This window comes from Streptomyces sp. NBC_01298, from assembly GCF_035978755.1.
Taxonomy (GTDB): domain Bacteria; phylum Actinomycetota; class Actinomycetes; order Streptomycetales; family Streptomycetaceae; genus Streptomyces.
Genome location: NZ_CP108414.1, coordinates 6971481 through 6996063, shown reverse-complemented (window position 1 = coordinate 6996063; position 24583 = coordinate 6971481). Strand labels below are relative to the sequence as shown.

Below are 24583 nucleotides of genomic sequence, written 5' to 3'. Positions count from 1 at the left end.
AAGCACGGGACGACGATACCGAGGTTTCATGGGTGCCATGTGACGTCACCCGCCCGAAGCAACTCGAACAATCATGCTATTTACGTACGCATGCTGCGCGAACGGGGCCGTGACCCCGTACGCGACGGTCCCGCGGCCCTAGTGCGGAGCCCCGCGCCACCCCGACACCGGCAGCGCGAACTTCGCGACGAGCCGGTCGGTGAACGACGCGTGGTGCAGCCGGGCGAGCCGCACCGGCACCGCGCCCCGCCGGACCTCCACACGGGCCCCGGCCGGCAGCTCCACCGTCCGCCGCCCGTCGCACCACAGCACCCCGTGCGGGGTCCCGGTCTGCACCTCCACGGCCAGCACCGAGTCCGGCGAGGTCACCAGCGGCTTGGCGAACAGCGCGTGCGCGCTGATCGGCACCATCAGCAGCGCCTCCACCTCCGGCCAGACCACCGGCCCGCCGGCCGAGAAGGCGTACGCCGTCGAGCCCGTCGGCGTCGCGCAGACGATCCCGTCACAGCCGAAGCCGGACACCGGGCGCCCGTCGATCTCCAGGACCACTTCGAGCATCCGCTCCGGGGACACCTTCTGGACGGCCGCCTCGTTCAGCGCCCAGTCCCGGTGCACGACGTCCCCGTTGGTCCGCACGATCACGTCGAGGGTCATCCGCTCCTCGACCTCGTACTCCCGCGTCACGACCCGGTCCACGACCTTGTCCAGGTCGTCCCGTTCCGCCTCCGCGAGGAAGCCCACCCGGCCCAGGTTGACGCCGAGCATCGGCACCCCGGAGCCGCGCGCGAACTCCGCGCCGCGCAGCAGCGTCCCGTCGCCGCCGAGCACGATCAGCAGCTCGCACCCGTCGAGCACCTCCGGGGTGCACTCGGACTCCGCCACCAGCTCCACCTCGGGGGGCAGCGGCAGGTCCACCGCCTCGTGCCGCAGCACCCGTACGCCCAGCCCGCTGCGCAGCAGCCCCTGGACCACCAGCTCGGCGCTGCGGATGGCCGCCGGCCGCCCGGTGTGCGCGAGCAGGAAGACGGTCCGCTTCCCCGCCGCCCCGGACTTCCCCGACGCCCCCGTCCGCTCCGACTTCCCCGACTTCCCCGACTGTGCCGGGTCCCCCGAAAGATCACTCACTGCGGCCCCTCCGCCACTGCACGATCAACATCCGCCGGGTCGAGCACCGGTGCCCCCGCCCGCAGCCACAGAAAATACTCGACGTTGCCCGAGGGCCCCGGGAGCGGGCTCGCGGTCACCCCGAGCACGCCCAGGCCCAGCTTCCACGCCTGCGCCGCCACGTCCCGCACGGCCTCGGCGCGCAGCTCCGTACTGCGCACCACGCCACCGCTGCCGAGCCGGTCCTTGCCGACCTCGAACTGCGGCTTCACCATCAGCACCAGATCCGCGTCGGGCGCGCAGCAGCGTACGAGCGCGGGCAGCACCAGCCCGATCGAGATGAAGGACAGGTCACCGACGACCAGGTCCACGGGCACCCCGTCGATCAGCTCCACCGTCAGCTCGCGCACGTTGGTGCGGTCCTTGACGGTGACCCGGCCGTCGCTCTGCAGGGACCAGGCGAGCTGCCCGTAGCCGACGTCCACCGCCATCACGTGGTCCACCCCGGCGCGCAGCAGCACGTCGGTGAACCCGCCGGTCGAGGCGCCCGCGTCCAGCGCCCGGCGCCCCTCCACGCGCAGCCCCTCGGGCTGGAAGGCCGCGAGCGCCCCCGCGAGCTTGTGGCCGCCCCGGGAGACGTAGTCGGGGTCGCCGTCGTCCTTGAGGACGACGAGGGCCGCACTGGTCTCGACCTGGGTGGCCGGCTTCGTCGCCGTGTTGCCGCCCACGGTCACCCGGCCGGCGGCGATCAGCTGCGCGGCGTGCTCGCGCGAGCGGGCCATGCTGCGGCGTACCAGTTCGGCGTCCAGGCGGCGGCGTGCCACTCCTGCCACGATCGGTTCAGCTCCTGTTTTCGTAACGACGGGGGCCTTCGGTCGCGTCCAGCGCGGTCAGCGCGGAGCGCAGCCCCCTGTGCACATCCTCGTACACCTCGACGTGTCCGTCCGCCGGGAGGTGGTCCACGTCCGCCAGCCGCTCCAGCGCGGCGTCCGCTCCGGCGTGCCCGGTGGGAGTGCGTACGAGTCCCAGCGCGGCCGGCCCCGCGGGCGCGGCCGGGCCCGCGTCCGGGTCCTGGACCGCGTCGGGCACTTCTTCGTTCATGCCCCCGACGCTACCGCGTAGGGCGACCGCGACCGCGCACGGCTCTGCGGTACGGTCGGGATCACGATGGCTACGATCGAGGAGTGCCGTGCGGCACTCGACCAACTCTCCGACAACCTGGCGCGGGCCGAAGGCGACGTGCGCGGTGCGACCGCGCTCGACCGCTCGCTGAGCTGCCACATCACCGACCTGGACCGGACGTTCACGGGCCGCCTCGCCGGAGGCGAGATCCGCGTGGACGCGGTGGCCCCGGGCCCGCCGGCCGCCAAGGCCGAGATCCGGCTCGCGATGACCGGCGACGACCTGGTCTCCCTGGTCGCCGGCGATCTGAAGTTCCCCAAGGCCTGGGCCTCGGGCCGCATCCGCCTGGAAGCGGGCTTCCGCGACCTCCTGCGCCTCAAGAGCATGCTGTAGAGACCCGGGAGGCGGCGCCGCACCCCTACTCCGCGTGCGCCACCACCGGGCGACGAGCCACCCGCGCCGCGGGAACGACCAGCGGCGTCCCCGTCTCCGGGTCGGGAATGACCTGGCACCGCAGCCCGAACACCCGCTCCACCAGCTCCGCCGTGACCACCTCGGCGGGCGGCCCCTCCGCCACGACCTTGCCGTCCCGCATCGCGATCAGGTGGGTGGCGTAGCGCGCCGCGTGGTTCAGATCGTGCAGCACGGCGACCAGCGTCCGCCCCTGCTCCTCGTGCAGCTCCGCGCAGAGGTTCAGCACCTCGATCTGGTGCTGGATGTCCAGGTAGGTCGTCGGCTCGTCCAGCAGCAGCAGCGGCGTCTGCTGCGCCAGCGCCATCGCGATCCACACCCGCTGGCGCTGCCCGCCCGAGAGCTCGTCCACCGCCCGGTCCGCGAGTTCGGCGACCCCGGTGGAGGCCATCGACTCCTCCACGATCCGCTCGTCCTCCCCCGACCACTGCCGCAGCAGCCCCTGGTGCGGGTAGCGGCCCCGGGCGACCAGGTCCGACACCGTGATCCCGTCCGGGGCGATCGAGGACTGCGGCAGCAGCCCCAGGGTCTTGGCGACCTTCTTCGCCGGCATCGACCCGATCGCCTGACCGTCCAGCAGCACCCGGCCCGCCGTCGGCTTCAGCATCCGCGACAGGGCGCGCAGCAGGGTGGACTTGCCACAGGCGTTGGGTCCGACGATCACGGTGAAGGACCGGTCGGGGATCTCCACCGACAGGTTCTCGGCGATGACCCGCTGGTCGTAGCCGAGGGTCACGTTCTCCGCGGTCAGCCGCTGCACTTGCCTGCTCCTCTGGTCGCTCATGTCCTTCCGGCCCCTCTGGTCGCTCATACCCGGCCCGCCTTGCGCTCGGTGACGAGCAGCCAGAGCAGGTAGCAGCCGCCGATCAGCCCCGTCACCACTCCCACCGGCAACTGGTCGGCGCCGAAGGCCCGCTGTGCGGCCCAGTCGGACACCAGCAGCAGGAGGGCGCCCATCAGCGCCCCGGTCAGCAGGCTCGCCCCCGGTGAACGGGTCAGCCGGCGCGCGAGCTGCGGCGCGGCCAGCGCGACGAAGCTGATCGGCCCGGCCGCGGCGCTGGCCGCGGTGGTGAGCAGGATCGCCGCCACCATCAGCAGCAGCCGGGTCCGCTCGACCCGCACCCCGACGGCGTACGCCGCGTCGTCGCCCATCTCGATCATCCGCAGGGCCCGGCTCTGGCCGAGGACCAGCGGGAACAGCACCGCGCAGGTCGCGAGCAGCGGCCAGACCTGCGCCCAGTCCCGGCCGGCCAGCGAGCCGGTCAGCCAGACCATCGCGCGGGTGGCCTCGACGAGCTGCGCCTTCGTCAGCAGGTACTGGATGACGGCGACCAGCATCGCGGAGGTGCCGATGCCGACGAGGACCAGCCGGTAGCCGTGGATGCCCCGCTTGTACGCGAGCAGGTACACGGCGACGCCGGCCACCAGCCCGCCCACGAGGGCCCCGGCGGCCACCTCGCCGGCGCCGCCGTGGAACAGCACGATGACCAGCAGCGCGCCGACGGACGATCCGTAGCCGAAGCCCAGCACGTCCGGCGAGCCGAGCGGGTTGCGCGAGACGGACTGGAAGACGGCTCCGGCCATGCCGAGGGCCGCGCCCACCAGCAGGCCGACCAGGACCCGCGGCAGCCGCAGGTCGTTGACGATGAACTCGTGCGCGGGCGTGCCGTTGCCCAGCAAGGTCCGTACGACGTCCCAGGGGGCGATGTCGAAGTCGCCGGTGCCGATGAGCAGGACGGCCGCCGCCGCCACGAGCACCAGGAGCAGCACCCCGACGCCCAGCGCGCGCCGCTCCGGGCGCAGCGACAGTCCGCCGGGCAGGCGCACCGGCCGTGGCCCGGTCCGGCCCCTGCGCGCCGTGTCGGGTGCGTCGGTCACTGTCACAGCTGGGCCATCCTCTTGCGCCGGACGAGGTGGATGAAGACGGGTCCGCCGATCAGCGCGGTGACGATGCCGACCTGGAGTTCGGCGGGCCGGGTGACGACCCGGCCGATGACATCGGCGCCGAGCAGCAGGACGGGCGAGAGCACCGCCGAGTACGCGAGCACCCAGCGCATGTCCGGGCCGGTGAAGAACCGTACGAGGTGCGGGATCATCAGGCCGACGAAGACGATCGGCCCGCAGGCGGCGGTCGCGGCCCCGCACAGCAGGGTGATGGCGATCATCGCGCCGATCCGGGTCCGCGTCAGGTGCGCGCCGAGCGCCCGCGCGGTGTCGTCGCCCATGGCCATGGCGTTGAGCGGCCGGCCGAGGCAGAGCGCGAGGACGGCGCCGACCACCAGGAAGGGCGCCACCTGCCGGACGGTGTCCATGGTCGCGGAGGCCAGCGAGCCCACGGTCCAGAAGCGGAGCTTGTCCAGCGCCTTGCTGTCCATCAGCTGCACGGCGTTGATGTACCCGACGAGGGCCGCGGTGGCCGCCGTACCGGCGAGCGCCAGGCGCACGGGAGTGGCGCTGCGGCTGCCGCCGAGCACGTACACGACCACGGAGACGACGGCGGCGCCGAGGAAGGCCCACCACACGAACTCGCTCAGCGAGGACGCCCCGAAGAAGCTGATGGCCGATACGACGGCCGCCGCGGCCCCCGCGTTGACGCCGAGGATGCCCGGCTCCGCCAGCGGATTGCGGGTCAGGGCCTGCATCACGGCGCCGGACAGCCCGAGGCCGAGGCCGACGAGCACGCCCAGCACCGTCCGCGGGACCCGCAGGTCCCGTACGACGACGTCGGAGGCCGTCCCGGAGTAGTGGAACAGGCCGTGCCAGACCTCGTGGAGGGGCATCTGCTTGGCGCCGACGGCGACGCTCGCCACCACGATCAGCGCGAGCACGCCGAAGGCGGCGAGCAGACCGGCGGCTCGCGCACCGTGGCGCGAGCGGGTGGCGGCGGGCGGCGCCGCGCTCGGTTCTTCGGGGGGACTCTCGACCAACACAAAAGTTAGGTTAGCCTACCCTCTACCCTGCCCAGTCCCCCCGAACAGCCCTCCGACCAGGCCTTCGGTCCCTACCGCCCGGTCCCTACAGCCCCAGCCGGGCCAGCGCCTTCCCCGCGTCCAGCCCGCACGAGCCCTCCCCCGCCTGCGTCCAGGCCGCCGCGCACAGCGCCCGCAGCCCGTCCATCGCACCGTCGGCGCCCGCACCGTCCTCACCGCGCAGCTCCAGTACGCCGTCCAGCGCCACCGCGGTCCACTCCCCGCAGCGGAACCCGCCCCCGGCCGCCGGGACCACCTCCGGCTGCCCGCTCAGCAGCCCGCGCAGGTCCCGGTCCACGTACGTCGGCCGGTACTTCGGCTCCGCCCGCAGCAGCTGCGCCCCGTCCGTCACCCCGGTCAGCACCAGCAGCGAGTCCACGTCCCCGTTGAAGGCGCCCTCGATGTCGGTGTCCAGCCGGTCACCGACCACCAGCGGCCGCTTCGCCCCGGTACGCAGCACGGTCTCGCGGTGCATCGGGGGCAGCGGCTTGCCCGCCACCTGCGGCTCCGCGCCCGTGGCGATCCGTACGACCTCCACGGCGGCCCCGTTGCCCGGCGCGATCCCCCGCGCCCCCGGAATCGTCAGGTCGGTGTTCGAGGCATACCACGGCACCCCCCGGTTGATCGCGTACGAGGCCTCCGCGAACCGCCCCCACGGCAGATCGGGCCCTCCGTACCCCTGGACCACCGCGGCGAGCCCCTCCTCCTCCGCGGAGTCCACCGGCACCAGCCCGCGTTCGCGCAGCGCGACCCGCAGCCCCTCGCCACCGATGACCAGCACCTTCGCCCCGGGCTCCACCTGTTCGGCGATGAGCCGGGCCACCGCCTGCGCGGAGGTGATCACCTCGCCGGCCTCCGTCGGGATGCCCAGCTCGCTCAGGTGCTCGGCGACCGCGTCCGGGGTGCGCAGCGCGTTGTTCGTCACATAGGCGAGGTGCATCCCGTCGGCCCGGGCCGCCGCGAGCGAGTCCACGGCGTGCGCGATGGCCTCTCCGCCCGCGTACACCACCCCGTCGAGGTCCAGCAGAGCCGTGTCGTACGCCTGGTGCAGACTGCGCTCACTACCCGCGGGAAGGGTCCTGCTCTGCCGGGTCATGGTGTCCGCTCCTCCTGGGGGCACTTCCCAGCGGTAGCTGGGGGAGATCGATCTTGTCCGGTTTCCGTACTCCCCGATCATCCCGCATGGCAAGACGGGTCTTACGATTCACCAATGACCACATCTGGCACCGCGGACCACGGACTGCGCCTGATCCCGTTCCATGGCCTGCGCTATGTCCCCGAGCGCGTCGGCAGCCTGGCCGCCGTGACCTCGCCGCCGTACGACGTGGTCGTGCGCCCCGACGGACTCAACCACCTGGAGTCCGCCGACCCCCACAACATCGTCCGCCTGATCCTCCCGCAGGCCGACACCCCCGCCGCCCGCAACCAGCAGGCGGCGCACACCCTGCGCGACTGGCTCGCCGAGGGCATCCTCAGCGCCGATCCGGTGCCCGCGCTCTACGTCTACGAGCAGCGCAGGGGCGAGCTCCTCCAGCGCGGGGTCATCGGGGCCCTCGCCCTCTCCACCGCGGACGCCGGGATCGTCCTCCCCCACGAGGACGTCATGCCGCACGTGGTCACCGACCGCGCCGGCCTGATGCGCGCCACTTCGGCCAACCTCGAACCGCTCCTGCTGACCTACCTGGGCGACGATCCGGCGGCGGGCGCGGCCGCGGTCGTCGAGCGCACCGCCCGCTCCACCCCGCTGTTCTCCACCACCACCGAGGACGGCTTCCAGCACCGCCTGTGGGCGATCACGGACCCCGCCGACCTGGCGGCGATCACCGCCGACCTGGGCGAGCGCCAGGCCCTCATCGCCGACGGCCACCACCGCTGGGCCACGTACCTGCGCCTCCAGGAGGAGCACGGCTCCCCCACCCCCTGGGACTTCGGCCTGGTCCTCCTCGTCGACACCGCCCGCTACCCGCTCCAGGTCCGCGCGATCCACCGGCTGCTCCGACGCCTGGCCCCGGCCGACGCCCTGGCCGCCCTCGACGGCCGTTTCCGGGTCCGCACCGTCGACGGCCCGCTGCCGGCGGCCATGGCGGCCCTGGCCGAGGCCGCGGAGCTCGGCAACGCCTTCCTGCTCACCGGTGACGGCACCTTCCACCTGGTCACCGACCCGGAGCCGGCCCTGATCGAGCGCACGGTCCGGGGCGACCGCCCCGAGGCCTGGCGCCGGCTGGACGCCACGGTCCTCCACGCGACCCTGCTGGACACGCTCTGGTCAGTCCCCGACGCACCCGATCAGATCTCGTACATCCACGACACCGAGGCCACGGTGGAGATGGCGGAGCGCCTCGGCGGCACCGCCGTCCTGCTGCACCCCGTACGCGAGGCGGTCGTACGGGAACTGGCCCGCCAGGGCGTGACGATGCCCCGCAAGTCCACCTCCTTCGGCCCGAAGCCGGCCACCGGTCTGGTGCTGCGCAGCGTGGACTGAAAGATCCCGGACCAATGAAAAAAGGGCGGTACCCCCATCGGGGGTACCGCCCTTCTCAGCTCACTCAGCCGTCGTCGCGGACTCCGGCGTCACGACGGTCGTCGTCCTCGTCGTCCTCGTCGAGCACGACGATCTCGTCGGTGACGTCGTCATCGGCGTCACCTTCGTACTCGTCGTCGTCCTCGTCGTAGTACTCGGCCTGGTCCGAGGCACGCTCGGCCGCCGCGACCTCCGGGTCGTCGTCGTCCTCGTCCTCGTCCTCGTCGTCGAACGCGTCGTCGACCTCGACGTCCGCGTCCACGTCCGCGTCCGAGTCCTCGGCGGAGGCGTCGACGAACTCGACACCGTCCAGCTCGGCGAGCCGGTCGGAGGCGTCCGTGGCCCCGTCCTTGTCGGCCTCGAGGGTCTTGGCGAACCACTCGCGCGCCTCGTCCTCACGACCGGCCGCCAGCAGGGCGTCGGCGTAGGCGTACCGCAGACGCGCGGTCCACGGCTGGACGGAGTTGGAGGCCAGCTCCGGGCTCTGCAGGGTCACGATGGCAGCGTCGAGCTGGTCCATGTCCCGGCGGGCACCGGCCGCGACCAGACGCATCTCGACCTGTCCGGCCTTGTCCAGCTTCTGCACCTCGGGCTCGCCGGCCATGGCCAGCGCCCGCTCCGGACGGCCGAGGCCGCGCTCGCAGTCGGCGATGACGGGCCACAGCTCGACCGAACCGGTCATCCGCTTGGCGGCGCGGAACTCCGCGATCGCCTCGGCGTACTTCTGGTTGGCGTACGCGGCGAAGCCGGCGGCCTCGCGCACGGCGGCGACACGGGAGGCCAGACGCAGGGCGATGCGCGAGTACGCGTACGCCTGCTCCGGGTCCTCGTCGATCAGCCGGGCCACCATGACCAGGTTCTTGGAGACTTCCTCGGCCAGGCCCTTGGGCAGGCTCAGCAGCTCCTGGCGAACGTCGGAGTCGATCTCGAAGCCGGTGACGTCGTCATCGATCGGAAGCCGCTTGACCGGGTCCCGGTCCGCACGGAAGTCACGGTCGCCACCACGGTCGTCACGACCACGGAACCCACCACGGTCGCCACCGCGGTCATCGCGACGCGGGTACGACGGACGGTCTCCACCAGAAGGCCGGTCGTCACGACGCGGGTACGAGGGGCGGTCGCCGCCACGGTCGTCACGGCCGCCACGGTACCCGCCGCGGTCGTCATCACGACGCGGGTACGAGGGACGGTCGCCACCGGAGGGACGGTCGTCACGACGCGGGTACGACGGACGGTCACCACGGTCATTGCCGCGGAAGCCGCCACCGGAGGGACGGTCGCCACCACGGTCGTCGCGACGGAACCCACCGCCGGAGGGACGGTCGCCGCCGGAGGGACGGTCGTCGCGACGCGGGTACGAGGGGCGGTCGCCGCCACGGTCGTCACGGCCGCCGCGGAAGCCACCGCGGTCGTCATCACGACGCGGGTACGAGGGACGGTCACCACGGTCGTTCCCACGGAAGCCGCCACCGGAGGGACGGTCGCCACCGGAGGGCCGGTCATCGCGGCGCGGGAAGGACGGACGGTCGCCGCCACGGTCGTCACGGCCGCCACGGAACCCGCCACGGTCGTCATCACGACGCGGGTACGAGGGACGGTCGCCACCGGAGGGACGGTCGTCACGACGCGGGTACGACGGACGGTCACCACGGTCATTGCCACGGAAGCCGCCACCGGAGGGACGCTCGCCACGGTCATCGCGACGGAAGCCACCACCAGAGGGACGGTCACCGCGGTCGTTGCCGCGGAAGCCACCACCGGAGGGACGGTCGCCACCGGAGGGCCGGTCATCGCGGCGCGGGAAGGACGGACGGTCGCCGCCACGGTCGTCACGGCCGCCACGGAACCCGCCGCGGTCGTCATCACGACGCGGGTACGAGGGACGGTCGCCACCGGAGGGACGGTCGTCACGACGCGGGTACGACGGACGGTCACCGCGGTCATTGCCACGGAAGCCACCACCGGAGGGACGGTCCCCGCCAGAAGGCCGGTCGTCACGGCGCGGGAAGGACGGGCGGTCGCCGCCGCCGGCCGGACGGCCGCCACGGAACCCACCGCGGTCGTCATCACGACGCGGGTACGAGGGACGGTCGCCACCGGAGGGACGGTCGTCACGACGCGGGTACGACGGACGGTCACCGCGGTCATTGCCACGGAAGCCACCACCGGAGGGACGCTCGCCACGGTCATCGCGACGGAAGCCACCACCAGAGGGACGGTCCCCACCAGAAGGCCGGTCGTCACGGCGCGGGAAGGACGGGCGGTCGCCGCCGCCGGCCGGACGGCCGCCACGGTCGTCACGACGGAAGCCACCGCCGGAGGGACGGTCGCCACCACCGGAGGGGCGGTCATCGCGGCGCGGGTACGACGGGCGGTCGCCGCCGCCGGCCGGACGGCCGCCACGGTCGTCACGACGGAAGCCACCACTGGAGGGACGGTCGCCACCACCAGTGGGACGGTCATCGCGACGGAACGGCGGACGCTCGCCGCCACGGTCGTCACGGCCCCCGCGGTAGCCGCCCCTGTCACCGCCGTCGTTGCGCCGAGGCTCGCGCTCCGGACGATCGTCGGAAGAGTTGGACATGGGTGTGACTCCTGTCGTCGGGGTACCGCTAGTCATTCTCGCGCAACCAACCCATGGCCGCGCTTCGGCGTAAAGCTGCGTGAAGCTCCATAAAGCTCCGGAAAACAAAAAAGACCCCTGCTCCAGCGTTGAACGCTGGACCAGGGGTCCTTTGAAAAATTGTTCGGCGGTGTCCTACTCTCCCACAGGGTCCCCCCTGCAGTACCATCGGCGCTGAAAGGCTTAGCTTCCGGGTTCGGAATGTAACCGGGCGTTTCCCTAACGCTATGACCACCGAAACCCTAATCGGTTTCGAGCGAACAAGCACACTTTATAGTTATGTTCTAGCTCTAGAAACCAGCAACAGTTCGTTGCTTCAGAACTAACACAGTGGACGCGAGCAACTGAGGACAAGCCCTCGGCCTATTAGTACCAGTCAGCTCCACCCGTTACCGGGCTTCCACATCTGGCCTATCAACCCAGTCGTCTACTGGGAGCCTTACCCTCTCAAGGAGGTGGGAATACTCATCTTGAAGCAGGCTTCCCGCTTAGATGCTTTCAGCGGTTATCCCTCCCGAACGTAGCCAACCAGCCATGCCCTTGGCAGGACAACTGGCACACCAGAGGTTCGTCCGTCCCGGTCCTCTCGTACTAGGGACAGCCCTTCTCAATATTCCTACGCGCACAGCGGATAGGGACCGAACTGTCTCACGACGTTCTAAACCCAGCTCGCGTACCGCTTTAATGGGCGAACAGCCCAACCCTTGGGACCGACTCCAGCCCCAGGATGCGACGAGCCGACATCGAGGTGCCAAACCATCCCGTCGATATGGACTCTTGGGGAAGATCAGCCTGTTATCCCCGGGGTACCTTTTATCCGTTGAGCGACGGCGCTTCCACAAGCCACCGCCGGATCACTAGTCCCGACTTTCGTCCCTGCTCGACCCGTCGGTCTCACAGTCAAGCTCCCTTGTGCACTTACACTCAACACCTGATTGCCAACCAGGCTGAGGGAACCTTTGGGCGCCTCCGTTACTTTTTGGGAGGCAACCGCCCCAGTTAAACTACCCATCAGACACTGTCCCTGATCCGGATCACGGACCGAGGTTAGACATCCAGCACGACCAGAGTGGTATTTCAACGACGACTCCACAACCACTGGCGTGGCCGCTTCAAAGTCTCCCACCTATCCTACACAAGCCGAACCGAACACCAATATCAAACTATAGTAAAGGTCCCGGGGTCTTTCCGTCCTGCTGCGCGAAACGAGCATCTTTACTCGTAGTGCAATTTCACCGGGCCTATGGTTGAGACAGTCGAGAAGTCGTTACGCCATTCGTGCAGGTCGGAACTTACCCGACAAGGAATTTCGCTACCTTAGGATGGTTATAGTTACCACCGCCGTTTACTGGCGCTTAAGTTCTCAGCTTCGCCACACCGAAATGTGACTAACCGGTCCCCTTAACGTTCCAGCACCGGGCAGGCGTCAGTCCGTATACATCGCCTTACGGCTTCGCACGGACCTGTGTTTTTAGTAAACAGTCGCTTCTCGCTGGTCTCTGCGGCCACCCCCAGCTCACGGAGTAAATCCGATCACCAGTGATGGCCCCCCTTCTCCCGAAGTTACGGGGGCATTTTGCCGAGTTCCTTAACCATAGTTCACCCGAACGCCTCGGTATTCTCTACCTGACCACCTGAGTCGGTTTAGGGTACGGGCCGCCATGAAACTCGCTAGAGGCTTTTCTCGACAGCATAGGATCATCCACTTCACCACAATCGGCTCGGCATCAGGTCTCAGCCTTAATGAGGGACGGATTTGCCTACCCCTCGGCCTACACCCTTACCCCGGGACTACCACCGCCCGGGCTGGACTACCTTCCTGCGTCACCCCATCGCTTACCTACTACAAGTCTGGGTCACCGGCTCCACCACTTTCCTTTCCCCGAAGGGTCCGGAACGGCTTCACGGGCTTAGCATCGCCTGATTCGATATTGGGCGTTTCAAAGCGGGTACCGGAATATCAACCGGTTGTCCATCGACTACGCCTGTCGGCCTCGCCTTAGGTCCCGACTTACCCTGGGCAGATCAGCTTGACCCAGGAACCCTTAGTCAATCGGCGCACACGTTTCTCACGTGTGTATCGCTACTCATGCCTGCATTCTCACTCGTGAACCGTCCACAACTAGCTTCCGCTGCTGCTTCACCCGGCACACGACGCTCCCCTACCCATCACAGCGGGCGTTGGCCCTATTGCTGCAATGACACGACTTCGGCGGTACGCTTGAGCCCCGCTACATTGTCGGCGCGGAATCACTTGACCAGTGAGCTATTACGCACTCTTTCAAGGGTGGCTGCTTCTAAGCCAACCTCCTGGTTGTCTCTGCGACTCCACATCCTTTCCCACTTAGCGTACGCTTAGGGGCCTTAGTCGATGCTCTGGGCTGTTTCCCTCTCGACCATGGAGCTTATCCCCCACAGTCTCACTGCCACGCTCTCACTTACCGGCATTCGGAGTTTGGCTAAGGTCAGTAACCCGGTAGGGCCCATCGCCTATCCAGTGCTCTACCTCCGGCAAGAAACACGTGACGCTGCACCTAAATGCATTTCGGGGAGAACCAGCTATCACGGAGTTTGATTGGCCTTTCACCCCTAACCACAGGTCATCCCCCAGGTTTTCAACCCTGGTGGGTTCGGTCCTCCACGAAGTCTTACCTCCGCTTCAACCTGCCCATGGCTAGATCACTCCGCTTCGGGTCTAGAGCGTGCAACTCAATCGCCCTATTCGGACTCGCTTTCGCTACGGCTTCCCCACACGGGTTAACCTCGCTACACACCGCTAACTCGCAGGCTCATTCTTCAAAAGGCACGCAGTCACGACCGTTATTCCGAAGAATAACGGCGACGCTCCCACGGCTTGTAGGCACACGGTTTCAGGTACTATTTCACTCCGCTCCCGCGGTACTTTTCACCATTCCCTCACGGTACTATCCGCTATCGGTCACCAGGGAATATTTAGGCTTAGCGGGTGGTCCCGCCAGATTCACACGGGATTTCTCGGGCCCCGTGCTACTTGGGAGATTCTTAAGCAAGCCGTTAATGTTTCGTCTACGGGGGTCTTACCCTCTACGCCGGACCTTTCGCATGTCCTTCGACTACATCAACGGTTTCTGACTCGCCGACCGGCCGGCAGACCGATCAAAAGAATTCCCACAACCCCGCATGCGCAACCCCTGCCGGGTATCACACGCATACGGTTTGGCCTCATCCGGTTTCGCTCGCCACTACTCCCGGAATCACGGTTGTTTTCTCTTCCTGCGGGTACTGAGATGTTTCACTTCCCCGCGTTCCCTCCACATGCCCTATGTGTTCAGGCATGGGTGACAGCCCATGACGACTGCCGGGTTTCCCCATTCGGACACCCCCGGATCAAAGCTCAGTTGGCAGCTCCCCGGGGCCTATCGCGGCCTCTCACGTCCTTCATCGGTTCCTGGTGCCAAGGCATCCACCGTGCGCCCTTAAAAACTTGGCCTACAGATGCTCGCGTCCACTGTGTAGTTCTCAAGCAACGACCAGTCACCCATCACCCCACCAGACAAGCTGGCGAGTTCACTGGGGCCGGCATCACGAAGATAAGACCTTCCGGCCGTACCCTCAGATACCCAACAACGTGCCAAGCACGATCCCCCGTCAGTGAGTCACTTTCCACGCCGAAGCAGTACTTGTGATCCATCCAGGAAACCGTGCCAACTAATCAACGTTCCACCCTGAGCTGACCGTGCAGAACGTTTGTCTGCAATCGGTACTGTGCTCCTTAGAAAGGAGGTGATCCAGCCGCACCTTCCGGTACGGCTACCTTGTTACGACTTCGTCCCAATCGCCAGTCCCACCTTCGACAGCTCCCTCCCTTACGGGTTGGGCCACCGGCTTCGGGTGTTACCGACTTTCGTGACGTGACGGGCGGTGTGTACAAGGCCCGGGAACGTATTCACCGCAGCAATGCTGATCTGCGATTACTAGCAACTCCGACTTCATGGGGTCGAGTTGCAGACCCCAATCCGAACTGAGACCGGCTTTTTGAGATTCGCTCCACCTCACGGTATCGCAGCTCATTGTACCGGCCATTGTAGCACGTGTGCAGCCCAAGACATAAGGGGCATGATGACTTGACGTCGTCCCCACCTTCCTCCGAGTTGACCCCGGCGGTCTCCTGTGAGTCCCCATCACCCCGAAGGGCATGCTGGCAACACAGGACAAGGGTTGCGCTCGTTGCGGGACTTAACCCAACATCTCACGACACGAGCTGACGACAGCCATGCACCACCTGTATACCGACCACAAGGGGGGCACTATCTCTAATGCTTTCCGGTATATGTCAAGCCTTGGTAAGGTTCTTCGCGTTGCGTCGAATTAAGCCACATGCTCCGCTGCTTGTGCGGGCCCCCGTCAATTCCTTTGAGTTTTAGCCTTGCGGCCGTACTCCCCAGGCGGGGAACTTAATGCGTTAGCTGCGGCACCGACGACGTGGAATGTCGCCAACACCTAGTTCCCAACGTTTACGGCGTGGACTACCAGGGTATCTAATCCTGTTCGCTCCCCACGCTTTCGCTCCTCAGCGTCAGTAATGGCCCAGAGATCCGCCTTCGCCACCGGTGTTCCTCCTGATATCTGCGCATTTCACCGCTACACCAGGAATTCCGATCTCCCCTACCACACTCTAGCTAGCCCGTATCGAATGCAGACCCGAGGTTAAGCCTCGGGCTTTCACATCCGACGTGACAAGCCGCCTACGAGCTCTTTACGCCCAATAATTCCGGACAACGCTTGCGCCCTACGTATTACCGCGGCTGCTGGCACGTAGTTAGCCGGCGCTTCTTCTGCAGGTACCGTCACTTTCGCTTCTTCCCTGCTGAAAGAGGTTTACAACCCGAAGGCCGTCATCCCTCACGCGGCGTCGCTGCATCAGGCTTTCGCCCATTGTGCAATATTCCCCACTGCTGCCTCCCGTAGGAGTCTGGGCCGTGTCTCAGTCCCAGTGTGGCCGGTCGCCCTCTCAGGCCGGCTACCCGTCGTCGCCTTGGTGGGCCATTACCCCACCAACAAGCTGATAGGCCGCGGGCTCATCCTTCACCGCCGGAGCTTTTAACCCCCGCCCATGCAGGCAGGAGTGTTATCCGGTATTAGACCCCGTTTCCAGGGCTTGTCCCAGAGTGAAGGGCAGATTGCCCACGTGTTACTCACCCGTTCGCCACTAATCCACCCCGAAGGGCTTCATCGTTCGACTTGCATGTGTTAAGCACGCCGCCAGCGTTCGTCCTGAGCCAGGATCAAACTCTCCATGAATGTTTACCCGTAATCGGGTGCACACGCACTTAGAGCGGGACAGTCATGTCGGAATAAGACCGACCGTCCACTGCGTCCTCGCTGTGTAATTGCCTGCAAGCATCACGGCAGAACCGCGACCTCACAGGTCTTTTTCAAAGGAACCTCATCCACCGAAATGGACGGGGTATCAACTTTTTGGCGTTGATTTTTGGCACGCTGTTGAGTTCTCAAGGAACGGACGCTTCCTTTGTTCCTGTTTCCAGGCCCTCCGGGCGCTTCCTTCGTTTCCAACTCTACCAGATCATTTCCGTTGTCGTTTCCGACTGTGGATTTGAATTCGGTGACCGTTGGGGGTCTTTGCCTTTCGGCGCTCCACCACATTAGCGCTTATCCCGTGCGGCTCATAATCGGCCGTTCGGAATCGAATTCGGACATGCCGAATAAGACCCCGCCAGGGGTAAGTCGTAGGTGTTGGGTTGGTCGCTCTGGGGGTCTGCTGATAGCAGTGCCCCGTTCAAGCGGCTCGGGCTACGTTAGGCGTCCGCCCGCACCGAGTCAAGTTGGGCGGCGGCGTGGCGCGTGGGCCCGGTACGGGCTCACCGTCGGGTCGTGGGTGATCCAGTAGCGGTACGGGTGGGCCGCGCCGGCACCGCCCACCCCGGTGCGCGGGCCACTGCTCAGCTGGTCCGGTGGCACGGGGGTGCCGGTCAGCAGGGACAAGGGGGAATCCGGGCCGGTGCAGAGGTCCGTGCCGTCCAGGGAGCGGTCCACAGCCAGGGCGGTGGCCAGGCGGGCCGGGCCTTTGGCCAGTTCCCGGTCGTTTCTGGCTGAAATCCGGCGTTTGCGGGCCTGGTCCGCGCCCACCGTGATCTCTCCGGCCCGGAGCAGGACTCCGCTCGCGTGGCCCGGCGGGCCGCAGACCAGGTTCAGGCTGAACCACATGCCGTAGATGAAGTAGACGTACGCGTGTCCGGGTGGACCGAACATCGACGCGTTGCGCGCCGTCCGGCCGCGGTAGGCGTGGGAGCCCGGGTCGGCTTCCCCCTCGTACGCCTCCACCTCCGTGATGCGCAGTTCCATGGGGCCGTCCGGGGTGCGGCGGACCAGGGTGCGGCCGAGGAGGTCCGGGGCCACGGTGAGGACCGGGCGGTCGAAGAAGGACCGGGGCAGGGGCGTACGGTCGGGGCGCGCGCTCATCCAGTCGAGCGTAGTGGACTGCGTACTCCTGCAACCGGGGCCTAAGGTTCCGCGTTTGTAGAGGTAGGCAGAGGTAGTACCGCGCGCAGTGGCGCGCGTCTTGCCGCGCAGGAATCTTTCAAGCACGTCGTAGTCGTAGTCGTAGTCGTATAGGGGAGTCAGAGCATGGGGTTCAGGAAGCTGTTCGCGAGCCTGGGTGCCGGTGGTGCTTCGGTCGACACCGTCATCACCGAGCCGAACGTCGTCCCGGGCGGGATCGTCCAGGGCGAGGTGCGGATCCAGGGCGGGTCCGTGGAGCAGCAGATCGAGGGGCTGTCCGTCGGGCTCCAGGCGCGGGTGGAGGTGGAGGGCAACGACCAGGAGTACAAGCAGGACGTGGTCTTCACCAAGCAGCGCCTCGGTGGTGCCTTCCAGGTGCAGGCGGGCGCCCTGCACGTGGTGCCGTTCGGTCTGGAGATCCCCTGGGAGACGCCGATCACCCACTTCGGGGGGCGTCAGCTGCACGGGATGAACATCGGGGTCAGCACGGAGCTGGAGATCGCGCGTGCGGTGGACGCCGGCGACCTCGACGCGATCAACGTGCACCCGGTGCCGGCGCAGCAGGCGATCCTCGACGCCTTCGCGCAGCTGGGCTTCACCTTCCGCAGCGCGGACATGGAGCGCGGGCACATCCGGGGGACGCGGCAGACGCTGCCGTTCTACCAGGAGATCGAGTTCCTGCCGCCGTCGCAGTACCGGGGGCTGAACCAGGTCGAGCTGACCTTCGTCTCCGACGGGCGCGAGATGGACGTCGTCCTGGAGATGGACAAGAAGCCCGGTCTGTTCAGCGAGGGCAGTGACACCTTCCGCTGCTTCCAGGTGGGTCTGCAGTCCTACCAGGGCACCGACTGGGCCGCCTACCTGAACCAGTGGATCTCCTCGGTGGGTTCGCAGCGCAACTGGCTCTGAGGGGCGAGCCAGCCCCTAGGCTCGGTGCCGGTACAGGTACCGGTCAGCGTCGACTCGATCCAGTAGGAGGTTCCGCAGTGGCCGAGCAGAGCAGGGCGCCGCTCCCCCACGATTTCCATCCGGCGGTGCACACGTTCAGCGTGAGCAGCGAGGACCTGGAGCCCGGGGCCGATCTGGGGTCCGCCCAGGTGCTGTCCGGTGGGAACGTGTCTCCGCACCTGCGGTGGGAGGGGTTCCCCGAGGAGACGAAGAGCTTCGCGGTGACCTGCTTCGACCCGGATGCCCCGACGGGCAGCGGGTTCTGGCACTGGGTGCTCTTCGACCTGCCGGTCTCGGTCACCGAGCTGCCGGCCGGGGCGGGCGGCGGGAAGTTCGAGGGGCTGCCCGCCGGGGCCGTGCACGTGCGCAACGACTACGGCACCCAGGACTTCGGCGGGGCGGCTCCCCCGGCCGGGGAGCGGCACCGTTACGTGTTCACCGTGTACGCGGTGGACCAGGAGAAGCTCGGTCCCGGTGCGGACGTGTCGCCGGCCGCCGTCGGGTTCAATCTGCGGTTCCACACGCTGGGGCGTGCGCAGCTCGTCGGTGAGTACGAGGCTCCCGCCAGCTGAGCATTCCCGACTCCGTTCTCCGGGTGTTTGCCCGGTCCTGGTCTAAAGACGGCCGGGACCGGGCATTTTTATTGCGTTGTCCCGCGTGGCGCGCGCGACCAGAGTGGTCGCGGGCCTTGCCGCCAGGGTGGTCGCGGGCCTGCACACGGGAGGTGGGCGAGATGCGGGACACGCTGGTGCTGAACGCGAGCTTCGAGCCGCTGTCGACGGTGACGATGAACCGGGCTGTGGTGCTGGTGCTCCAGGACAAGGCCGTGGTTGAACAGGCGCATCCCGAGTTCCGTGTGCGCGCGGCCACGATGGAGCTTCCGCTGCCACGGGTGATCAGACTCTGCCGGTACGTCCGGGTGCCCTTCCGGAGACATGCTCCCTGGTCACGGAGGGGGGTGCTGATCCGGGACCAACACCGGTGCGCCTACTGCGGGAAGCGTGCGACGACCGTGGACCACGTGCTTCCGCGGGCTCAGGGCGGTGGGGACACCTGGCTGAACACGGTGGCCTCCTGCTCCGAGGACAACCACCGCAAGGCGGCCCGGACTCCGGAGGAGGCGGGGATGCCGCTCCTCCGGAAGCCCTTCGTGCCCTCGCCGGCCGACGCGATGCTGCTCGCGCTGGGGGTGGGCGGGCGGGACGCGCTGCCGGAGTGGCTGGAGCGTTCCGCGTAGGGCGGTCAGTGATCGCGTAGGGCGGGATCGTCCCGCCGGATAGACGGCTGCGCTGGGCGACGTACGTTTTCTACGTCGCTCAGCGGAGCAGCAACTGGACGATCGCGATGATCCCTACCGTCACGATGACCGCGCGCAGCACGGTCGGCGGCAGGCGGCGGCCCACCTTGGCGCCGAGCTGGCCGCCGATGGTGGAGCCGACGGCGATGAGCAGGACGGCCGTCCAGTCGAACTCCGCGACGAAGAGGAAGAAGACGGCCGCGATGCCGTTCACCATCGCCGCGACGACGTTCTTCACCGCGTTGATCCGCTGGAGGTCCTCGCGCAGCAGCAGGCCCATCAGGCCGACGTAGAGCACTCCCTGGGCGGCGCCGAAGTAGCCCCCGTACGCGCTGGAGAGCAGCATGCCCGACAGCAGCAGCGGGCCGCCGTCCGGGTGGCTCGTGTCGCCTCCGGCCGCCTCCTGGCGCCTGCGCAGGGCGGCGGCGAGCCGGGGCTGGAAGACGACGAGCACGAGGGCCAGGCCGATCAGGACGGGCACGATCGTGTCGAAGGAGTCCGACGGCAGGGTGAGGAGCAGGATCGCGCCGGCGAGCCCGCCGACGAGGGAGACGGCGCCGAGCCGGATGATGCGGGCGCGCTGGCCCTGGAGCTCCTTGCGGTAGCCGATGGCTCCGCTGATGGAACCCGGTACGAGGCCCAGGGTGTTGGACACATTGGCCGTGACGGGCGGCAGGCCGGTGGCCAGGAGCACCGGGAAGGTGATCAGGGTGCCGGAACCGACGATGGTGTTGATGGTGCCGGCGCCGATGCCGGCCGCGAAGACCGCGAGTGATTCCCAGATGGACATGGGAGGGGTCGTCCCCTTTGCATGAGTGAGTCGCCTCCCCGCCGTGAAGGTCGGGGGGCCTCACTGATCATGCCGGAGGGGACGGCCCGTTCAGTCGATGGGGGGCTGCTCGCGGCGTTCCGCGGCGTCCTTGTCGCGGGCGGCGGGGATCCCGCCGCTGCCGCCGCCGTCCTTACCGGTGTTCTGCGGGTTGAAGCCGGATGCGGCGCCCATCGGGCCGAAGTTGCCCATCGCTCCGGAGAGGCCCTTGAGGGCGTCGCCGATCTCGCTCGGGACGATCCAGAGCTTGTTGGCATCGCCCTCGGCGAGCTTCGGGAGCATCTGGAGGTACTGGTAGGCGAGCAGCTTCTGGTCGGCATCGCCGGCGTGGATGGACTCGAAGACCGTACGGATGGCCTGGGCCTCGCCCTCGGCGCGCAGGGCCGCGGCCTTGGCGTCACCCTCGGCGCGCAGGATGGAGGACTGCTTCTCGCCCTCGGCGCGCAGGATCTCGGACTGGCGGACACCTTCGGCCTGGAGGATCGCGGCGCGCTTGTCGCGGTCGGCGCGCATCTGCTTCTCCATCGAGTCCTGGATGGAGGTCGGCGGCTCGATGGCCTTCAGCTCGACGCGGTTGACGCGGATGCCCCACTTGCCGGTGGCCTCGTCGAGGACTCCGCGCAGGGCCGCGTTGATCTCCTCGCGGGAGGTCAGGGTCCGCTCCAGGTCCATGCCGCCGATGATGTTGCGCAGCGTGGTGACGGTGAGCTGCTCGATGGCCTGAATGTAGCTGGCCACCTCGTAGGTCGCGGCGCGGGCGTCGGTCACCTGGTAGTAGATGACGGTGTCGATGTTGACGACCAGGTTGTCCTGGGTGATGACGGGCTGCGGCGGGAAGGGAACGACCTGCTCGCGGAGGTCGATCCGGTTGCGGATCGAGTCGATGAACGGGACGACGATGTTGAGGCCCGCGTTGAGGGTGCGGGTGTAGCGCCCGAACCGTTCGACGATGGCGGCGCTGGCCTGCGGGATCACCTGGATCGTCTTGACCAGTGCGATGAAGACCAGAACCACCAGAATGATCAGAACGATGATGATCGGTTGCATGCGGTTCCCCGTGCCCTTCCGGCTGTCTGTGCTGCCCCGTTCAGCGGAGTCTCGCAGACCCCGGGGCCGCGGGTCGGCTGCTTGCCCACATGTGGCGTGCACACAGGGGAGTTGCTCACGTGCTGGTCCGTCACATGATCCATCACATGATCCGTCACATGACGACGGCGGTCGCCCCGTCGATCTCCACGACGTCGACGGACTGGCCCGGTTCGAAGGTGGTGTCGGCGTCCAGGGAGCGCGCCGACCAGATCTCGCCGGCGAGCTTGATCCTGCCCCCGCCGCCCGCGTCCACGCGTTCCAGGACGAGGGCGCTGCGGCCCCTCAACGCATCGATTCCGCTGCGGTGTTGGGGTTTTTGGTTGCGATGTCGGGCGGCGATCGGGCGGACGACCGCGAGGAGTGCGACCGACACGGCCACGGAGACCAGGATCTGGGCGACCAGTCCCCCGCCGAGGGCCGCCGTGACGGCGGCCGCCACCGCTCCGGCGGCGAACATGCCGAATTCGGGCATCGCGGTCAGGACGAGGGGTATGCCCAGTCCGACCGCGCCGATGAGCCACCACACCCACGCGTCGATGTCCACATGGTCATGGTAGGTCGGGTGGGCGCGGTCCGGACAGGGTGCGGGAGGCCCGGCCGGCGTGCGGGACCCCGCTGACGACAGGGCCCCGTACGCCAACTACCGCAGGGGCAGGCCCTGGGCGGTCCAGCGGTCACTGTCGTTGCGCTCGACGACGAGCGGCAGGCCGAAGCAGAGGGAGAGGTTGCGGGAGGTCAGTTCGAGCTCGACGGGTCCGGCCGCGACCACCTTGCCCTGACGGATCATCAGGACGTGGGTGAAGCCGGGGGCGATCTCCTCGACGTGGTGCGTGACCATGATCATCGACGGGGCGAGCGGATCGCGGGCGAGCCGGCCGAGGCGCCGTACGAGGTCCTCGCGACCGCCGAGGTCGAGCCCGGCGGCGGGCTCGTCGAGCAGCAGCAGCTCGGGGTCGGTCATCAGCGCGCGGGCGATCAGGGTGCGCTTGCGCTCGCCCTCGGAAAGGGTGCCGAACTTCCGGTCGAGGTAGGGCGTCATGCCGAGGCGGTCGAGGAAGGCGCGGGCGCGCTGCTCGTCGATCTCCTCGTACTCCTCCTGCCAGGTGGCCGTCATGCCGTACGCGGCGGTGAGGACGGTCTCCAGGACGGTCTGGCGCCTGGGCAGCTTGTCCGCCATCGCGATGCCGGCCATGCCGATGCGGGGGCGCAGCTCGAAGACGTCGACCTTGCCGAGGGTGCTGCCGAGGATGGTGGCGGAACCCTTGGTGGGGAAGAGGTAGCTGGAGGCGAGGTTCAGCAGCGTGGTCTTGCCGGCGCCGTTGGGGCCGAGGATCACCCAGCGCTCCCCCTCCTTGACCGACCAGGAGACCTGGTCCACCAGAGCCCGGCCCTCGCGGACCACGGATACGTCCACCAGCTCCAGAACATCGCTCATGAGCGTGTTGTCTCCCCTTGCAGTCTCGGTACGTCTGTGCGCCGCCCCGTCCGTGGGCGCAGCCCCAGGGGAAAACCTACGCCACTCGGGGAGGGGTCCGGGCGCGGGCCCGGGTCCAGGGGGTCGTCCGTAAAGTGGGGGGATGCTTTTCGAACCACGTTCAGGGCGGCTGGCCGCCTGGGGGAACGCTCTGCTGGCCGGTCTCGTCTCGCCCGACGAGGCCGTGGTGTCGATCGTGGGCGAGGACTCGGTGCACCGGGTGGAAGGGCTGCCCGGGGAATCCGGCCCGGTGGGTCTGACCCTGGCGCTGGGCCGGCTGCGGGCGCTGGGGGTGACCGGGCTGCGGATCGCGCTCCCGGCGCCCGGGCATCCGCTGGGGCTGAGCGGACCGCCGGAGTTCAACGCGAGGGCGCTGGACGCGCAGGAGGCGGTCGTCGCGGTGGGGGCGGCGCTCGGGCTGGTGCCGGACGTGCGCGAGGTGGGACCCGCGGGTGATGTGCACGTGTCGGTGACCTGGCACTGCCTGCCGGTACGGGAGGCCCCGCCGGCGGACGTGCCGTCGCTCGGGGAGGCGGAACGGGAACTGGCGGAGGCGCTGCGCGAGGCCACGGTGGTGCTGACCCGGCTGGACGTGGCCGGATCCGGGCCGGTCGCGGACGCGGCGCTGTCCGCGTACCGGGCGCGGACGGAGGCCGGACGGGACGCGCTGGCGCCGGGGTATCCGGCGCGGGCGGTACGGGTCCTCTCGCTGGCGCAGCGGGTGGACCTGATGGTGTCGCTGGCGACCGAGCGGGGGCACGGCGCGGCGGTGGCCGCCTCGGAGATGGCGGCCCGGGCGGAGGCGCTGCGGCCGGTGGAGCGGGTCGCCCGGCGGGCGCTGGTCGCGGCGTACAACTCGGCCGTCGAGGAGCGGTTGCGCTAGGCGCTGGCCGCGCGGGGGTGGGGTGCGGCTTCGCTGCCCGAGCGGCCCCGGCTGCGCCTGCCTCCGGCGGTGGGAGGAGTCCCGTGCGGCAGCGCCGCGCGAGCGGCCCCGGCCGCGCCGGGGCTTCCGGGGCGCCGCCCCGGACCCCGCTCCTCGAACGCCGGAGGGGCTGATTTTGGCCGGCTGCGCCATCGGGCCGATGCTGCGTGCGCAAGCGTGCCCGGCTCACCGGGGGTGCAAGGCCGGCCGCCCCGTACCCGTACCCGCGACGGACATGACACGGCCCCGCTTCCCAGGGAGAGGAGGGGAAGCGGGGCCGGGGCGCGAGGCCGCCACGCGGGGCCCGACTGCCATGCCGGCCGGAGGCCGGCGCAGCGGGGCGAAGCCTGCGGAGCAGTGTGAGCGCCGCGTCTAAAAGGGGGCGGGCTAGTTGTTCACGCCCGTGTTGCCGAAGGCGCCGTTCAGCAGGCCGATCACGTTGACCGAGTTGCCCACGACGTTCGCGGGGATGTGCACGGGGAGCTGGACCTGGTTCCCCGCGGCCACGCCGGGCGAGTTCAGGGCCTCACCCTGCGCCGACGCACCGCCGTGCGCCGACGAGACACCGGCGCCGGCGGCCAGGAGGCCACCCGCGATCATGGTGACGGCGGTGGCCTTCTTGAAGTTCTTCACGTTCTCGTCCTCCAGTACGTCTGCCGCGGCCAGCCGCCGCGGCACGTCATGAAGAACGCTCATCCGACGAACGGGATACGCCA

General features: G+C 68.5%; 20 protein-coding genes, 3 rRNA genes and 1 pseudogene. 6 read left to right on the top strand and 18 right to left on the bottom strand.

The window, feature by feature from the left end:
* Positions 1–138 precede the first annotated feature (138 nt).
* From OG730_RS31815 to OG730_RS31805, 3 genes are read right to left on the bottom strand one after another with little or no spacing between them, the layout of a single operon-like run.
* A complete protein-coding gene (locus OG730_RS31815) occupies positions 139–1125 on the bottom strand; it encodes an NAD kinase (RefSeq protein ID WP_327307458.1) in 987 nt (328 codons plus the stop codon).
* Positions 1122–1937 (bottom strand): TlyA family RNA methyltransferase, encoded by an 816-nt coding sequence (locus OG730_RS31810; protein WP_327307457.1) that lies wholly within the window; start codon positions 1935–1937, stop codon positions 1122–1124. The genes OG730_RS31815 and OG730_RS31810 overlap by 4 nt, the downstream gene beginning before the upstream one ends.
* A gap of 7 nt (positions 1938–1944) precedes the next feature.
* Positions 1945–2205: a hypothetical protein gene (locus OG730_RS31805; protein WP_327307456.1), complete on the bottom strand. Its 261-nt coding sequence runs from the start codon at positions 2203–2205 to the stop codon at positions 1945–1947.
* Between the two features lie 66 nt (positions 2206–2271).
* Between OG730_RS31805 and OG730_RS31800 the strand changes: the two genes are divergently transcribed.
* The gene (locus OG730_RS31800; RefSeq protein WP_327307455.1) at positions 2272–2619 is read left to right on the top strand and encodes a sterol-binding protein; all 348 of its coding nucleotides are present in this window, start codon (positions 2272–2274) and stop codon (positions 2617–2619) included.
* Between the two features lie 25 nt (positions 2620–2644).
* Here OG730_RS31800 and OG730_RS31795 read toward each other — a convergent pair whose 3' ends face one another.
* The 4 genes from OG730_RS31795 to OG730_RS31780 form a co-directional block, all read right to left on the bottom strand.
* Positions 2645–3508, bottom strand: a complete 864-nt coding sequence (locus tag OG730_RS31795; protein WP_327307454.1) for an ABC transporter ATP-binding protein — start codon at positions 3506–3508, stop codon at positions 2645–2647.
* Positions 3505–4581, bottom strand: coding sequence for a FecCD family ABC transporter permease (locus tag OG730_RS31790; protein WP_327307453.1), 1077 nt, complete (start codon positions 4579–4581; stop codon positions 3505–3507). The genes OG730_RS31795 and OG730_RS31790 overlap by 4 nt, the downstream gene beginning before the upstream one ends.
* Entirely contained in the window at positions 4578–5627 is a 1050-nt protein-coding gene (locus OG730_RS31785) for a FecCD family ABC transporter permease (protein WP_327307452.1), read from the bottom strand. Before OG730_RS31785 ends, OG730_RS31790 begins: the two co-directional genes overlap by 4 nt.
* Positions 5628–5712: 85 nt before the next feature.
* Complete coding sequence (locus OG730_RS31780; RefSeq protein WP_327307451.1) at positions 5713–6762, bottom strand: HAD-IIA family hydrolase; 1050 nt, start codon at positions 6760–6762, stop codon at positions 5713–5715.
* 114 nt (positions 6763–6876) lie between these two features.
* Between OG730_RS31780 and OG730_RS31775 the strand changes: the two genes are divergently transcribed.
* Positions 6877–8148 (top strand): DUF1015 family protein, encoded by a 1272-nt coding sequence (locus OG730_RS31775; protein WP_327307450.1) that lies wholly within the window; start codon positions 6877–6879, stop codon positions 8146–8148.
* Positions 8149–8212: 64 nt separating this feature from the next.
* Here OG730_RS31775 and OG730_RS31770 read toward each other — a convergent pair whose 3' ends face one another.
* The 6 genes and pseudogenes from OG730_RS31770 to OG730_RS31745 form a co-directional block, all read right to left on the bottom strand.
* Positions 8213–9085 (bottom strand): tetratricopeptide repeat protein, encoded by an 873-nt coding sequence (locus tag OG730_RS31770; RefSeq protein WP_327309506.1) that lies wholly within the window; start codon positions 9083–9085, stop codon positions 8213–8215.
* Between the two features lie 87 nt (positions 9086–9172).
* A pseudogene (locus OG730_RS44355) lies at positions 9173–10699 on the bottom strand (hypothetical protein); the annotation flags it as partial.
* A 233-nt stretch (positions 10700–10932) separates the two neighbouring features.
* Positions 10933–11049, bottom strand: a 5S ribosomal RNA gene (rrf, locus tag OG730_RS31760).
* Between the two features lie 107 nt (positions 11050–11156).
* Positions 11157–14279: ribosomal RNA gene (locus tag OG730_RS31755) — 23S ribosomal RNA — on the bottom strand.
* Positions 14280–14565: 286 nt separating this feature from the next.
* Positions 14566–16090: ribosomal RNA gene (locus tag OG730_RS31750) — 16S ribosomal RNA — on the bottom strand.
* The 16S, 23S and 5S rRNA genes sit together here, the layout of an rRNA operon.
* Before the next feature lie 537 nt (positions 16091–16627).
* Positions 16628–17269, bottom strand: coding sequence for a DNA-3-methyladenine glycosylase (locus OG730_RS31745; protein ID WP_327307449.1), 642 nt, complete (start codon positions 17267–17269; stop codon positions 16628–16630).
* A 165-nt stretch (positions 17270–17434) separates the two neighbouring features.
* On the opposite strand from OG730_RS31745, the gene OG730_RS31740 reads away from it, so the two are divergent.
* The 3 genes from OG730_RS31740 to OG730_RS31730 all read left to right on the top strand — a co-directional run bounded on the left by OG730_RS31740 (position 17435) and on the right by OG730_RS31730 (position 19493).
* Positions 17435–18217: a sporulation protein gene (locus OG730_RS31740; protein ID WP_327307448.1), complete on the top strand. Its 783-nt coding sequence runs from the start codon at positions 17435–17437 to the stop codon at positions 18215–18217.
* Positions 18218–18294: 77 nt separating this feature from the next.
* Complete coding sequence (locus OG730_RS31735) at positions 18295–18828, top strand: YbhB/YbcL family Raf kinase inhibitor-like protein (protein ID WP_327307447.1); 534 nt, start codon at positions 18295–18297, stop codon at positions 18826–18828.
* A 161-nt stretch (positions 18829–18989) separates the two neighbouring features.
* Complete coding sequence (locus OG730_RS31730; protein ID WP_250742212.1) at positions 18990–19493, top strand: HNH endonuclease; 504 nt, start codon at positions 18990–18992, stop codon at positions 19491–19493.
* Between the two features lie 79 nt (positions 19494–19572).
* On the opposite strand, the gene OG730_RS31725 is transcribed toward OG730_RS31730, so the two are convergent.
* From OG730_RS31725 to OG730_RS31710, 4 genes are all read right to left on the bottom strand, one after another.
* Positions 19573–20343 (bottom strand): sulfite exporter TauE/SafE family protein, encoded by a 771-nt coding sequence (locus OG730_RS31725; RefSeq protein WP_327307446.1) that lies wholly within the window; start codon positions 20341–20343, stop codon positions 19573–19575.
* A 90-nt stretch (positions 20344–20433) separates the two neighbouring features.
* Positions 20434–21429 (bottom strand): SPFH domain-containing protein, encoded by a 996-nt coding sequence (locus OG730_RS31720; protein WP_327307445.1) that lies wholly within the window; start codon positions 21427–21429, stop codon positions 20434–20436.
* 154 nt (positions 21430–21583) lie between these two features.
* Entirely contained in the window at positions 21584–22015 is a 432-nt protein-coding gene (locus OG730_RS31715) for an NfeD family protein (RefSeq protein ID WP_327307444.1), read from the bottom strand.
* A 96-nt stretch (positions 22016–22111) separates the two neighbouring features.
* Positions 22112–22906 carry an ABC transporter ATP-binding protein gene (locus tag OG730_RS31710; protein WP_327307443.1) on the bottom strand — a complete coding sequence of 265 codons (795 nt, stop codon included), beginning with the start codon at positions 22904–22906 and terminating at the stop codon, positions 22112–22114.
* Positions 22907–23048: 142 nt separating this feature from the next.
* Between OG730_RS31710 and OG730_RS31705 the strand changes: the two genes are divergently transcribed.
* A complete protein-coding gene (locus OG730_RS31705) occupies positions 23049–23828 on the top strand; it encodes an Rv1486c family protein (RefSeq protein ID WP_327307442.1) in 780 nt (259 codons plus the stop codon).
* 426 nt (positions 23829–24254) lie between these two features.
* On the opposite strand, the gene OG730_RS31700 is transcribed toward OG730_RS31705, so the two are convergent.
* On the bottom strand, positions 24255–24500 hold the full coding sequence (locus OG730_RS31700; RefSeq protein WP_327309505.1) for a chaplin: 246 nt from the start codon (positions 24498–24500) through the stop codon (positions 24255–24257).
* Positions 24501–24583: the final 83 nt, after the last annotated feature.

What these genes read in the sequence shown, in the direction of transcription:
- OG730_RS31805 (WP_327307456.1), bottom strand. Translation starts at nt 2,205, where the DNA reads ATGAACGAAGAAGTGCCCGACGCGGTCCAGGACCCGGACGCGGGCCCG.
- OG730_RS31800 (WP_327307455.1), top strand. Translation starts at nt 2,272, where the DNA reads ATGGCTACGATCGAGGAGTGCCGTGCGGCACTCGACCAACTCTCCGAC.
- OG730_RS31795 (WP_327307454.1), bottom strand. Translation starts at nt 3,508, where the DNA reads ATGAGCGACCAGAGGGGCCGGAAGGACATGAGCGACCAGAGGAGCAGG.
- OG730_RS31780 (WP_327307451.1), bottom strand. Translation starts at nt 6,762, where the DNA reads ATGACCCGGCAGAGCAGGACCCTTCCCGCGGGTAGTGAGCGCAGTCTG.
- OG730_RS31775 (WP_327307450.1), top strand. Translation starts at nt 6,877, where the DNA reads ATGACCACATCTGGCACCGCGGACCACGGACTGCGCCTGATCCCGTTC.
- OG730_RS31745 (WP_327307449.1), bottom strand. Translation starts at nt 17,269, where the DNA reads ATGAGCGCGCGCCCCGACCGTACGCCCCTGCCCCGGTCCTTCTTCGAC.
- OG730_RS31740 (WP_327307448.1), top strand. Translation starts at nt 17,435, where the DNA reads ATGGGGTTCAGGAAGCTGTTCGCGAGCCTGGGTGCCGGTGGTGCTTCG.
- OG730_RS31730 (WP_250742212.1), top strand. Translation starts at nt 18,990, where the DNA reads ATGCGGGACACGCTGGTGCTGAACGCGAGCTTCGAGCCGCTGTCGACG.
- OG730_RS31725 (WP_327307446.1), bottom strand. Translation starts at nt 20,343, where the DNA reads ATGTCCATCTGGGAATCACTCGCGGTCTTCGCGGCCGGCATCGGCGCC.
- OG730_RS31720 (WP_327307445.1), bottom strand. Translation starts at nt 21,429, where the DNA reads ATGCAACCGATCATCATCGTTCTGATCATTCTGGTGGTTCTGGTCTTC.
- OG730_RS31710 (WP_327307443.1), bottom strand. Translation starts at nt 22,906, where the DNA reads ATGAGCGATGTTCTGGAGCTGGTGGACGTATCCGTGGTCCGCGAGGGC.
- OG730_RS31705 (WP_327307442.1), top strand. Translation starts at nt 23,049, where the DNA reads ATGCTTTTCGAACCACGTTCAGGGCGGCTGGCCGCCTGGGGGAACGCT.